This is a genomic window from Silvibacterium bohemicum (genome assembly GCF_001006305.1).
Classification (GTDB): domain Bacteria; phylum Acidobacteriota; class Terriglobia; order Terriglobales; family Acidobacteriaceae; genus Silvibacterium; species Silvibacterium bohemicum.
Genome location: NZ_LBHJ01000012.1, coordinates 611,618 through 624,530 on the forward strand (window position 1 = coordinate 611,618; position 12,913 = coordinate 624,530).

Consider the following 12,913-nt stretch of genomic DNA (forward strand, 5'->3'; position numbering starts at 1 on the left):
AACGCGGACCGGAGAAAAATAGACCCTCCGGACTTACGGGATATTCACCAATTGCCTGTAGTATTTTGAAGGGATTTTGCTCAAAACCAGCAAAGAATAGATCCACGGGAGAAGTGAGGTTGGGAATGCATCAGGGCCGCTGGGTCTTGCTTATCGCCAGCGAAGTAGGTGGAACGGACTCTGTCGCCGATCGTGCGATGGAGCGGCTCGTCGTCGCCATTCAGGAAGAAGGCTACCGCGTCGTGCGTACGGTCACGCCGGAAGACGGACTGTCTTTGGTGAAATCCGATCCGTCGCAGAGCGCAGTTCTGCTCGATTGGGATCTGGCTGAAAACAATCAGTTCGACGAGCGCGCCGCGTTGCGCATCATCCGCGCCGTCAGGCGCCGCAATAAAAAGCTGCCCATCTTCCTCATTGCCGACCGCACGCTGGTAAGCGAGCTACCTCTTGAAGTGGTCAAGCAGGTGCATGAATACATCCACCTCTTCGGCGATACGCCGGCCTTCATTGCCAACCGCGTCGATTTCGCCGTCGAGCGCTATCACGAGCAGCTACTGCCGCCATACTTCCGCGAGCTGGTAAAGTACACCGACCAGGGCGCCTACTCCTGGGACGCGCCGGGACACATGGGCGGCGTCGCATTCCTGAAGCATCCGGTAGGCATGGCCTTCCACAACTACTTCGGCGAAAACCTGATGCGTTCGGATCTTGGCATCTCCACCGCCGAGCTGGGCTCATGGCTCGATCACGTTGGACCGCCAGCTGAGTCGGAGCGGAACGCCGCTCGCATCTTTGGCGCCGATTGGACCTTCTACGTCCTCGGCGGCTCGTCGACATCGAACCAGATTGTCGGACACGGTGTCATCGGGCAGGACGAGATGGTGGTGGCCGATCTAAACTGTCACAAGTCCATCTGTCACTCGCTCACCGTCACCGGCGCGCGGCCCGTGTACTTCAAGCCCACGCGTAACGGCTACGGCATGATCGGCCTGGTGCCGCTCGACCGCTTCAAACCCGAGCACATCAAGGCGCTGATCGAGAAGAGTCCGTTCGCAGCCCGAGCCGTGTCGAAAGAGCCCAGCTATGCGGTCGTGACCAATTCCACCTACGACGGCTTCTGCTACAACGTGGATTCAGTCGTAGAAGAACTAGCCAAAACTGTGCCCCGCGTGCACTTCGACGAAGCCTGGTACGCCTACGCCAAGTTCCATCCCCTCTATCGCGGCCGCTTCGCCATGGACGTACCCGAGGAGATGCCGAACCGCCCGCTCATCTTCGCTACGCAGTCCACGCATAAGATGCTGGCCGCCTTCTCCATGGCGTCGATGATCCATGTGAAGCTGAGCCAGCGCGCTCCTCTGGAATTCGACCAGTTCAACGAGTCGTTCATGATGCACGGCACCACCTCGCCGTTCTATCCCATGATCGCGTCGATCGACGTGGCGACGGCGATGATGGACGAGCCTGCCGGTTCGACGCTGATGACCGAGACCATTCAGGACGCCATCACCTTCCGCAAGACAATGGCTTCGGTGGCTCACCGACTCAAGTCGGAAGAAGGCGACTGGTGGTTCTTCGGCATGTTCCAGCCCGATAACGTGCAGGATGCCGCTAGCGGCGAAACTTTCCGCTTTGAAGACGCACCCGATACCCTTCTGTCGCAGTCCGCGCAATGCTGGACGCTGAAGCCGGGAGAAGAATGGCACGGCTTCGCAGCCGAAGATGTCACCGACGACTACGTGCTGCTGGATCCGACCAAAGTCACCATCCTGATGCCCGGCATGAAGCCTGGCGGCCAGACGGAGGATTGGGGCATCCCGGCATCGATCCTCACCGCCTTTCTCGATGCTCGCCGCGTCGAGATCGCGCGCACCGGCGACTACACCATCCTTACCTTGTTCTCTGTCGGCACCAGTAAAGGCAAGTGGGGCAGCCTGCTCGAAACATTGTTCGAGTTCAAGCGCCTTTACGATCAGGAAGCGATGTTGACCGAAGCCCTGCCGGCTCTGGCCGCAAAGTATCCCGACCGCTACGGCAGCCTGACGCTGAAACAGTTGAGCGACGAGATGCATGCCAGCATGAAGGACTTGAACCTGCCCGGTCTGCTGCACGCCGCATGCGACACCGAGCCGAATCCAGTGCTGACGCCCGCGCAGACATACCAGAAGCTGATTCGCAACGGTACCGAAAAGGTGAAGATCACGGAGATGGCGGGCAGAATTCCGGCAGTAATGCTGGTGCCTTATCCTCCGGGCATTCCGATTCGTATGCCCGGCGAGCGGCTGGGTGATGCGGAGAGCCCGACCATTAAGCTGCTGCTGGCGCTCGAAGAGTTCGGCAAGCGCTTTCCTGGATTCGAGCGCGAAGTGCACGGCATCGAAGTCGACGCGCAAGGCCAGTTCTGGACGCGCGGAGTGATCGAGACCACCAACGGCTCATCGCAATCGAAGTCTGCAAAGCCGCGCACCCGTCCGGCAACACGCGCAGTGAAGAAGACCCTGTAGGTTGAGACTTCCAGGCCTGGTCTTTAAGACCGGGCCTGATGGGGCCCGGAAGCGTGGCCTACTTGCCGCCCTGAGGCTGCGGAGCCGGAGAATTGCCGGGGATGTAGTTCTTGTACTGCGTGTCGATAATTCCCAGGTTGCGCGCCAATCCCAACTTAGCCTGATTGAATTGGAAGACAGTATTGACGTACTGCGTCTGAGCCTGCGCCAGTGTGGATTGCGCTTGTACTACGGGCAGGTTGTCGTCTACGCCAGCCTGGAAGCGGTCGGTCGTCTGTCCCAGCGCGGTCGTTGCTAGGTCCACATTGCTCCGCGCCACGCGCACCAGCTCCGCCGCGGTCTGCAAGTCGAGCAGACTGTCGCGCAGCTGCTGGTCGATTTTGTTGGTCAGGTCGTTGAGCTGCGAGCGTATCTCGTCTACCTGCGCGACCGCGACATCTTTGTCTCCGCGAAACTTCGCTTCATCGAAGATCGGAATGCTGATCGTTCCTTCAGCAGTGAAGAGGCCGTGATAGATCTGGCCGGTCACGCCGGTTACACCATAGTTTCCGTCGAAGTTGATGCTGGGAAAGCGCTCGTGCTTCACCGCCTGCCGCTCCAGCTGCGCCGACCGGATCTGCTGCTTCAGGCTCTGGAAGTCCTGGCGGCTTCCGTAAGCTTCCTTGCGCGCGTCTTCGATAGTCAGGGAGGCAAGATCGGCGTAAGGAGTCGCATCGGTTAGCTGAATCTTTTGCTCGGGTGCGATCCCGATCTGCCGAAGGAGCGCGATCTTGGACTTCTCGAAGCTGTTTTCAGCCGAGATGAGTGTCTGCTGCTGTGTCTGATACTGGACTCGCGCGCGCAACTCATCGAGGTTGGCCGCTGTACCCGCCACATGCTCCTCGTGCGCCTGATATAGCAGCGTCTCGTCCGTTTTCAGCAGAGCCTGGGCATAATCCACCTGCGAAGATGCCGCCAGCGCTTTCAGGTAGGCTGTTCCCACGTTCAGAACCACCAGCCCGCGGGACGATTGGGTGTTGTAATAGGCGGCTTTTTCATTTGCCTTGGCTGCCTTCCACACATCGATACCCGACCAGGTGAAGATCGCTTGCGACATATTCACCTGGGCGTCGGTCGAGTTCACCGTAACAATTGTGGGGAAGGCTGCCACTTGCGCTGGCGTTATTCCGAAAGAGGGCAGAATCCCCGGGCTGAAGCCGTAACTGGACAGGTCGATCTGGTGAACGCCGTGATCCGCATGCAGGGACAGATTGGGCAGAAGAGCATTTGCCAGCTGCAGCTTCTGGGCCTCGGCAATCTTCTGGTTCTGCTTGGCGAGGGTGAGCGCCAGATTGTTCTCGATGCCCAGCCGAATGGCGTCGTCCAGAGAAAGCTGTTTGACTTCGGGGGTGGCGGCTACTGCCTGCACGCTGCCGGCGTACGAGTTCTGCGCCGAATTATCCGGGTTGGCCTGGGCTAGAGCACTGCGGCACCATCCCGCCAGCAACAACAGGGTAGCCGTTCCAAACGTTAGAGCTTTAGGGAGATTCATCGTTGCGGAGTGCCTTCTCGAATACTACGAGTTTTAGATTTTGATCGGCTCAAAGGGATGCCAAATAATTACGAATAAAGCAGATGCGCCCCGCTCTCGAGAAGCGGCAACGCTGTACGTGACAATCGGCACTCTCAAGCGGCTGATTTTAAAGGCCGAATACTATCGCGGTCAGGATTGGCAGCACCATCGTGCATTACCAGCCTTCGATAGTGCATTAATAAGCAACGGCCTAGGGGTGGCCGACATCGTAACTGGTACGATCCGGACGCGCAAGAGCTCCGGCGAGATGACCGTGTGAAGCGGTACGCACACTTGTTTGTCCCATGCCTCGGTTTAGTTGGAAGCGGAGATACTAAGCCGTTGCGCATTGAGGTTTTAAATGATCAACCAACTGTCCATATCGAGAATCGTGTTGTTGATGAACGACTTGGCGTCGACACACGCAGTGAGGCAGGCGGTCCGCAGGGGCGGCCTAACCGTCATTCTGGACCCCGTTTCCAGCCGCGAAGAGTTTCTTTCCCGCTTCCGCAACGGCAGTGTCGATATGATTTTGGCTCCCGCCAGCGGCTACAACGGCATGGAAGTCTCGGAGATCATCGACCAGACTCGCAGCGGCCCGCATGAAATTCCTCTTATTCTTCTCGGAAGCGATGGCGACGCAAGCGGTGCCTTGCAAGCTTGGCGTGGCGCGGCAACCGATATCGTCAAGGTATCGGAGTTCGACCGCTTGCCCTCGATCCTCGCGCGGGCGCTTCGCGATAGCAGAACCCACCGGGTGAATGCCAGCGTGCAGGGAGAATTGGACCGCGCGGCCGAGATCCTGCGCGAAAACCAGAAGCTCATCACCATCGGGCGGCTTACCGCCTCCATCGCTCATGAGATCAACAATCCGCTGGAGTCGATCACCAACCTTTTGTACCTGATGGAGGCCGAGCGGAATGATCCAAACAAGTGGAAGCAGTATTTGACCTTGGCGCAGCGAGAGTTGAGCAGGGTTGTTCAAATCAGCAAACAGACTCTGACCTTTTCGCGGGAGACCACCGTCCCAGTACGGGTGCAGCTCTCCGAATTGATCGAGGAGGTTGTGGCCCTCTACCACCGGAAAATATCCGAAAAGAATCTACGCATCCTGCGGCAGTACGAATCTGCGGAGCAGGTGTCGGTCTTTCCTGGCGAGATGCGGCAAGTTCTGTCGAACCTGATCGCCAATGCTATCGAAGCCACCAGCGCAGGCGGCTTGTTGAAATTTCGGATTCGCTCTGCGCGCAACTGGTCAGATCAGGGCGTCCAGGGGATACGCGTCTCCGTAGCGGACGACGGCTCGGGCATGTCGGCTGAAGTCCGTCATCGCCTCGGGCAACCCTTCTTTACCACCAAGGGACAGCACGGAACTGGCCTCGGATTGTGGGTCACGCGCGCAATTCTCAGCCGGTATGGCGGGAACTTGCAGCTTCGTTCGTCGACGTCCCCCGAGCGCCACGGAACTGTGTTTAGCATGTTCCTTCCCACCAATATGCGGCCGCTGGCAGTGATTCCGCGTGGCGGAGCTTCCCCGTCTCCGGTTGGGGAATCCACCCGCCAAGGCTCGGCAATCAAGTTTTCACGGACGGAAGGCGAGCGAAATGACTCCCAGCGAAATGACTCCCAACTTCGCGTCAGCGGCGGTCATTAGGCGCTAGCTTTGCCCTGCGCAATTTCGGGCGGCATGCTGACATGCTGAGTGACGATAGCCCCGGCCGCATCTCCATTACTCCTCATCCTCATCGGCTCCTCGGCGGCCAGCTGTCGCTAGAATCTTCTCTGCAATAGGCGGCGGCACCACATCGTAATGATCCATCTCCATGTGAAAGCTCCCGCGGCCCTGGGTCATTGCGGTCAATGCCTGACCGTAACTCAGCATCTCGGACATCGGAGCTTCGGCGCGAATGAGCGTGGATGTCCCACGCCCTTCCATGCCCTGCACCCGTCCGCGCCGCTGATTGAGGTCGCCCATCAGTGCACCGGCAAACTCGTCGGGCGCTTCGATCTCTACCTTCATGACTGGCTCGAGCAGCGCAGGCCGGGCCTGCTCCATGCACTTGCGGAAGGCGATGCGCCCCGCCATCTTGAAGGAGAGTTCATTCGAGTCGACCTCGTGATAGCTGCCGTCATAGACGGTGACCTTGAAGTCGACCACCGGATATCCCGCCAGGTAGCCGCGCGCCGCTGACTCCTGAATCCCTTTCTCGACCGCAGGCACGTACTGCCGCGGAATGGAGCCGCCGAAGATGTCGTTCACGAACTCGAAGCCCGATCCGCGCGGCAGCGGCTCGATGCGGATCTTGCAGTCGCCGAACTGTCCGTGGCCTCCAGTCTGTTTCTTGTGACGTCCTTGCGCCTCGGCGCGGCCGCGAATCGTCTCGCGATACGGCACCTTTGGAGCCTTCAGAGTGACCTCGGTATGGTAGCGCCGGCGCAGCTTGGAGACGATGGCCTCGATATGCGGCTGTCCCGCTCCGGCAATCAGAAACTCGTTCGTCTGCGGGTCGCGGAAGAAGCGCACAAGGAGATCCTCCTCCATGATCTTGTGAACGGCGGGAGCAAGCTTGTCCTCGTCCGCTCGCGTCTTCGGCTCGATGGCATAGGTCATGGCCGCCTCGGGCGTGCATACCGGCTCGAAGAAGATCTCATGGCCTTTTTCGCCCAACGTGTCGCAGGTGAATGTGTCCTTGAGCTTGGCCACGGCTCCCAAATCGCCGGCATGTAGTTCCATAACGGGAACGGCGCTATGTCCCTGCATGATGGAAAGATGGGAAAACCTCTCCGTGCCGCGCCGGGAGTAGTTCTCCACCGCCGCGTCATTCTTCAATACGCCTGAAAAAACCTTGAAAAAGGTGATGCGGCCGGCAAAGGGGTCGGTCATGGTTTTATAGGCGAAGAGTGAGACCGGCTCCTGGTCCTCGACCTTGCGCATCACGAATTCATGTTGCTCCGGGTTCGGCGATGTCGCGTTCACGTTCAGCGCGTGGCCGTTCGCAGCAACTGATTGCAGCACGGCACGCGCCGCAATGGGAGAGCGCTCGGCCGGCGCCGGAACGTACACTTTCAGGAAATCAAGCAGGTGATCGGTGGCGATGTTGGCTCCTCCGCTGGCAAAAAGCACCGGGAAGATTCGGTCCTCGCGGATGGCTTCATGCAAAGCCGTGATGAGGTGTTGCTCGGGGATCGTTCCTTCCGCAAAGAACTCCTCCATCAGCTCGTCTTTCCCCTCGGCAACCAGCTCGACCAGCACTTCGTGAGCGGCTTTGACGGTATCCTTCATGCCCTCCGGGATCTCGCCGATTTTGCCTGAGCCGTCTCCGCCGGGCGTGTAATAGAAAGCCTCCATGGTGACGAGATCGACGATCCCTTCAAAGCCGTTGCCGTTGGCGATCGGCAGCTGGACCGGTATCAAATTCCGTCCGAAGCGCGAACGCAGGGCCGCGATGGTGGAGTGCACCGATTCCGATGCGCGAGGATGGTCCATCTGGTTGAGCACCACAACGCGCGGCAGGTTGAACTCCTCGGCATACTTCCAAACGCGCTCGGTCATCGCCTCCACGCCGTTGGGCGTATTCACCACCAGTAGCGCGGACTCCACCGGCATCATCGCCGACTTCGCCTCATGCACGAACATATGGAAGCCGGGCGTGTCCACCAGGTTCACTTTCACGCCATTCCACTCCGCAAACGCCACCGCGTTCTGCATGGTGGTGCGCCGCGATATCTCCTCTTCGTCGTAAGCCGTGATGGCGCTGCCATCTTCGACCCGGCCGAGCCTCGGTGTCATCTTGGCCGCATGAAGCAGTGCGGAGACCAGCGTTGTCTTGCCGCTGTGCGCATGTCCGACCACGGCTACATTGCGGATCTCATTCCCGGGATAAGACTTCATGGAGTGCTCCTGAAAGATAGATTCGCCCCGAATCCGAGCGGCGGCGGCAAATTTTAGAGAGGGTTGGAGCGAGATTTATTCCGGCCTTGGGAGTGGCGGCATCCGGCGCGCAGGGAATTCGCGCGCGCGTCACTCGGGACGCCCTGATTGCGCGTAAACCGAAGCTGCCGTCCTCATCCTTCATACGAGGCCGATACAGGAGGAGTGGCGTTTCGTAACGGCGAAGAGACCGCCCCTCCAAGAGCCTTGCATGCTAGCATGGCTTTCCCGCGGCCATCAAATCCCGAAGTAACCAGCCTAAAATGACATCAAGGATGATGTTCAAACTCATTGCCGGCGTCATACTCTTGGCGGGAATTGTCTATCTTCGCTACCGGAGCGGGTCAGTCTCAAGGCGAGAGCGGAAATAGCAGCCAAGGCCCGTTGTCAAAAGCGGTAAGAGCCAACTCCGGGCCCCGTCGATAGAAGCGCCATGCTCCCGCACCGGCGATGCCGTTCCCTATACTAATGAGAGCAATGGCAAACTCTCTTCCTGTCGTCAATTTTCCTCCCGTCGATGAGCAGATGGATCTGCTCGAAAAAGGTGCGGCCGAAATCATCCGCGCCTCCGATCTGCGCGAGCGCCTCGAGAAGTCGCGGCAGACCGGTATCCCGCTGCGCGTCAAAGCCGGCTTCGATCCCACCGCGCCCGATCTACACCTCGGACACACCGTGCTGATGCGCAAGCTCAAGCACTTCCAGGATCTCGGCCATCAGGTGATCTTTCTGATCGGCGATTTCACCTCTCTGATCGGCGACCCCACCGGGCGGTCCGTCACCCGCAAGGCCCTGACCCGGGAAGAGATCAACGAGAATGCAAAGACCTACACCAATCAGGTCTTCCGTATCCTCAATCGGGAGAAGACCGAGGTCCGCTTCAACTCCGAATGGCTCGATAAGCTGGGCTTCGAGGGCATGATCCGCCTGGCTGCGAAGTTCACCGTCTCGCAGATGCTGGAGCGGGATGAATTCCACAAGCGCTTCCAGGAAGAGAAGCCCATCTCGCTGCACGAAATGCTCTACCCGCTCGCACAGGCTTACGACTCGGTCGCGCTCAAGGCCGATGTGGAGTTGGGCGGCACCGACCAGAAGTTCAATCTGCTGGCCGGACGCGAGTTGCAGCGCGACTACGGCGAGCAGCCGCAGATTGTGCTGATGACCCCGATCATCGAGGGACTCGACGGCGTGCAGAAGATGTCGAAGTCGCTCAACAACGCCATCGGCATTCACGAGCCCGCGCCCGAGATGTACGGCAAGCTCATGTCCATTAACGACGAGCTGATGTGGCGCTACTGGACCCTGCTCACCGACCTCCGTCAGTCCGAGATCGACGCCATGCGCGCGGAAGTTGTCGCCGGCGGCCTGCATCCCATGGAAGCCAAGAAGCGCCTGGCCCGCACCATCGTCGGAGGATTTCACTCGCAGGAAGCAGCACAGGCCGCGGATGAAAACTGGGCAAAGCAGTTTCAGCAGAAGAGCGATGAGGTGGAGGGACTGGAAGAGATTCGCATTGCGGCATCCGAGCTGGGGCGCGATGCCGACGGCCGCATCCGCGTTGCGAAGCTCCTCACCGCCTCCGGGCTTGCAGCATCGTCTACCGAAGCGGATCGCAAGATGAAAGAGGGAGCCGTACGCCTCGACGGCGAGGTTTGCAAGCAGTCGCACATCTCCTTGCAAGGGAATTCGCGACTGACGGTCCGCGTCGGCAAACGCGCGAAAATCGCGGTCATCGAATAGGGCAGGCGCGCAATAAAATAACTATGGAATAGGACTGGTGCGGAATACGGTAGGCGCGGGCTTCAACCCTGAGGACCGGACCGCCAGCGAACCATCAAAAAAATATTTCCTCAATGCGCCCGGCAGCGAAGTCGCTGTACCGCAGCCAGCGGGGACGCACCCGAAAATACGCAATGCCCGGCCACAGTTGCCGTTCCTTCCCATCGGGCCATGCGCCGAAGTAGATTTCCTTGGCGCGAACCAGATCCTCTCCATCCGGCTCCATAGCCAGGCCCTCATACTGCAAGGTCTGCTCCTCTTCCCAGCCGATCACCGCGGAAATTCTGGGATCGGCCTTGAGGTTGGGATATTTGCGCGACGTCTTCACCGTATCGAAGACGATCTCGAGATCCGGCGACACGGCGATGCCGACCAGCGCTGACTGCGGTTCGCCTTGCGGTCCGAGGCTCGAGACCACGGCCAGCTTGCGGCTGCGGATGAAGTTGTAAACTTCGGCGCGATCCAGCACTCAATCCTCCCGGAGCGCCTCCATCGGTTCGATCGTCGAGGCGCTATGCGCAGGAATCAGCGAGGCGATCGAGCCGATCACCAGCAGCAGAATCGTCACTCCTACATATGTTCCGAGATCGATGGGTTTCACCTGGTAAAGGAAGCTCTTGACCAACTGGCCGGCGAAGACGGCGATGACCAATCCCGCGCCCAGCCCGATGCCGATTAATATGCCGCCCTGGCGCAGGATCATCTTCGCAATCCCTTCGCGAGTCGCGCCCAGCGCCATGCGCACGCCGATCTCTCGGCGGCGATAGCTGACCAGCTGCGCCAGCACGCCGTAGAGTCCGGCGACCACCATCACGATCGCCAGGCCGGCAAACGAAGCGGTCAGATACAGCCCCAGCCGCTGGCTGAAGGTAGCTGAGTCGATGGTCTCCTGCATGGTCTGGAAATTGTCGAGTGCATAATCCGGCGCGGTCTGCTTGAAGAGGTCGCGCGCTGTCGCTGCCACCGGCATGTCGCCGCGCGTCTTCACGATGAAGGTGACAAAGGTCTTCAGCAGCGCCTGATAGAAGAGTGAGATGGTCGGCACCTGCTGGTAAGGAATGAGAATCAGCGGCTGCACCTCTCCGCCCACTTTATGGTCGATCTGATCGCCGAGCACGCCCACAATCGTCCAGGGCTTGAGCATGCCGGTATCTTTGCCGCCGAGATCGATCTGATGTTGCAGAGGATCGGTATTGGGAAAATATTTCTTCACCAGAGCTTCGTTCACCACGACCACGGGAGAGGCGGCCGCAGTGTCGTCGGCGGAGATCATGCGCCCGTGCACCAAGGGTGTTCCCAGTGCTGCCGCGTAGTCTTCGCTCGCCGCAGTGATGCGAGCTTCAGGGTGATGGGCGTGAGTCGTCGGATGACCAACAATGTCGAAGCTGGAATGCATATCCACGCCGGAGAGCGGTGGCGCAGTTGCCAGGGCAGCGTAGCGCACGCCCGGCGTCTGTCTGAGCCGCGCCAGCGATGGTGAATAGATCGTCGAGGCAATCGAGAGCGGAGCATGCTCGGCATCCGCAGAGACGGCCATTGCGGAGAATCCGGCCGAATCCGCGGGCATGGCCGTGAAGGTGGTGATGCGGTCAACATCGAAGCCCAGCCGCGTGTGGGCAAGGTTCCAGAGCGTGTGGAAGAGCAGGCCGGTTCCTACCAACAACAATGTCGAGAGCGCGACCTCGCCCGCAACCAGGCCGCCGCTCAACTTGCCGCTCACCGAGCGCGACCCAATGCCGCGCGACGACGCCTGCAGCGCCGGCTGAGGATCGGTGCGCGCCACCAGCAGCGCGGGCAGCAGCGACGAAAGCACGGTGGTGAGGGTCGCAATCACGGCCAGCGTCACGAGCACGCTCCAATGCATGGTGATCGAGTCGGCCTGCGGCACAGTTCCATTGGGCAGCTTGTGAATACCCGCCAGAGCGAACTGGGCCAGCATTGCTCCAAGGGCGCAGCCGAGCAGGCTCAGCACCGCGCCTTCGGCGATCAGCTGGCCCACCAGGCGTCCGCGGCTGGCGCCGAGCGCAGCGCGTACGGCAAACTCCTGCCGGCGTCCCAGGCAGCGGGCGATGAGCAGATTTGCTACGTTGGCACATGCAATCAGCAGCACCAGTCCCAGCGCCGCCATCAATGCAAGAAACACAGGGCGAACGTTGCCGGTCAGCATCTCCTGGTAGGAGGTCATATCCAGAGCCAGCCCCTCAGCATGATCCGGCTCGGCCCTTACGATGCGCTGCACAATCGCATTCAAATCCTGCTGCGCCTGCGCCACCGAAACTCCCGGCCGCATTCTGCCGACGATGCCGATGAAGTTGTAGCCGCGATCCTTGAGCATCTCGGCGCTGGGCTGCAGCGGCAGCCACACGCCCTTGGCCATGTCTGGACCGACGGTCTCCGGGAAGCGGAAGCTGGCCGGCATCACTCCGACCACGGTGCGTTCGATCCCGCCGATCTTTACGGTGCGTCCCAGAATGTTTGGATCGCTGTCGTAGCTCTGCCGCCATAGTCCTTCCGACAGAATCGTAACCTGCGGGCCTCCAGCGTGGCCTTCCGTCTCAGTGAACGTGCGTCCCAGCAACGGCTGCGCACCGACCATGGTCAGTGCATTCGGAGTAACGCGGGGAGCCGTGACGCTGATCGATCCGTTTTTGCCCTCGACCACGCTTACGTCTTCCGAGTAGCTCGCGACCGCTTCAAGCTTCTGCGATTGATCGCGGATATCGCGATAGTTGAGATAGGAGGCGTTGCCCGATCCCGCCGTCCCGGCAGGAGCCACAATGACCAGCCGATTCGAGTGTGGATAAGGCAGGGGCCGCAGCAGAACGCTCTCGACCACTGTGAACATCGCGGTGTTCGCTCCGATGCCCAGCGCCAGGGTGACGACGGCAAGCGTCGCGAATCCCCATCCTGAGCGCAGCTGACGCACGGCGTACTTCAAATCCTGCAAGATCATCCACGGTCTCCTTGAAACATGTAGCAAGGTACGAATCTATATCGAATGAAGTTTCGAATACCCAGCGCCAGCGGCAGAATCTCGGTGAGGGCAAAAGCGGCGTCTCGCCCTCTGCGCATTACGTAGGGAATATCGCGGAGCCATCCAGTCACGGCAAGCACCTCAAAACGAGGAAAAGCGACGTAGATGCACGCGCA

The 12,913-nt window shown here is 59.9% G+C and carries 7 protein-coding genes; 3 read left to right on the forward strand and 4 right to left on the reverse strand.

The genetic code is table 11. The annotated features are described in order from the left end of the window. Positions 1 to 125: 125 nt before the first annotated feature. Positions 126 to 2,504: an Orn/Lys/Arg family decarboxylase gene (locus XX99_RS18835; RefSeq protein WP_082125713.1), complete on the forward strand. Its 2,379-nt coding sequence runs from the start codon at positions 126 to 128 to the stop codon at positions 2,502 to 2,504. A 58-nt stretch (positions 2,505 to 2,562) separates the two neighbouring features. Here XX99_RS18835 and XX99_RS18840 read toward each other — a convergent pair whose 3' ends face one another. Then, positions 2,563 to 4,035 carry a TolC family protein gene (locus XX99_RS18840; RefSeq protein WP_082125714.1) on the reverse strand — a complete coding sequence of 491 codons (1,473 nt, stop codon included), beginning with the start codon at positions 4,033 to 4,035 and terminating at the stop codon, positions 2,563 to 2,565. A gap of 382 nt (positions 4,036 to 4,417) precedes the next feature. Between XX99_RS18840 and XX99_RS18845 the strand changes: the two genes are divergently transcribed. Further along, the gene (locus tag XX99_RS18845; RefSeq protein WP_082125715.1) at positions 4,418 to 5,710 is read left to right on the forward strand and encodes a sensor histidine kinase; all 1,293 of its coding nucleotides are present in this window, start codon (positions 4,418 to 4,420) and stop codon (positions 5,708 to 5,710) included. Between the two features lie 75 nt (positions 5,711 to 5,785). Here the strand turns inward: XX99_RS18845 and XX99_RS18850 are convergent, their stop codons facing one another. Then, positions 5,786 to 7,948, reverse strand: a complete 2,163-nt coding sequence (locus tag XX99_RS18850; RefSeq protein ID WP_050060912.1) for an elongation factor G — start codon at positions 7,946 to 7,948, stop codon at positions 5,786 to 5,788. Between the two features lie 516 nt (positions 7,949 to 8,464). Between XX99_RS18850 and tyrS the strand changes: the two genes are divergently transcribed. Then, positions 8,465 to 9,724, forward strand: coding sequence for a tyrosine--tRNA ligase (gene tyrS / locus XX99_RS18855; protein ID WP_050060913.1), 1,260 nt, complete (start codon positions 8,465 to 8,467; stop codon positions 9,722 to 9,724). Positions 9,725 to 9,818: 94 nt separating this feature from the next. Here tyrS and XX99_RS18860 read toward each other — a convergent pair whose 3' ends face one another. Together XX99_RS18860 and XX99_RS18865 are read right to left on the reverse strand one after the other, a co-directional pair. After that, positions 9,819 to 10,232, reverse strand: coding sequence for a pyridoxamine 5'-phosphate oxidase family protein (locus XX99_RS18860; RefSeq protein ID WP_231581489.1), 414 nt, complete (start codon positions 10,230 to 10,232; stop codon positions 9,819 to 9,821). Then, positions 10,233 to 12,716 carry an ABC transporter permease gene (locus tag XX99_RS18865; protein WP_050060914.1) on the reverse strand — a complete coding sequence of 828 codons (2,484 nt, stop codon included), beginning with the start codon at positions 12,714 to 12,716 and terminating at the stop codon, positions 10,233 to 10,235. Positions 12,717 to 12,913 lie beyond the last annotated feature (197 nt).

What these genes read in the sequence shown, in the direction of transcription:
- XX99_RS18835 (WP_082125713.1), top strand. Translation starts at nt 126, where the DNA reads ATGCATCAGGGCCGCTGGGTCTTGCTTATCGCCAGCGAAGTAGGTGGA.
- XX99_RS18840 (WP_082125714.1), bottom strand. Translation starts at nt 4,035, where the DNA reads ATGAATCTCCCTAAAGCTCTAACGTTTGGAACGGCTACCCTGTTGTTG.
- XX99_RS18845 (WP_082125715.1), top strand. Translation starts at nt 4,418, where the DNA reads ATGATCAACCAACTGTCCATATCGAGAATCGTGTTGTTGATGAACGAC.
- XX99_RS18850 (WP_050060912.1), bottom strand. Translation starts at nt 7,948, where the DNA reads ATGAAGTCTTATCCCGGGAATGAGATCCGCAATGTAGCCGTGGTCGGA.
- tyrS (WP_050060913.1), top strand. Translation starts at nt 8,465, where the DNA reads ATGGCAAACTCTCTTCCTGTCGTCAATTTTCCTCCCGTCGATGAGCAG.
- XX99_RS18865 (WP_050060914.1), bottom strand. Translation starts at nt 12,716, where the DNA reads ATGATCTTGCAGGATTTGAAGTACGCCGTGCGTCAGCTGCGCTCAGGA.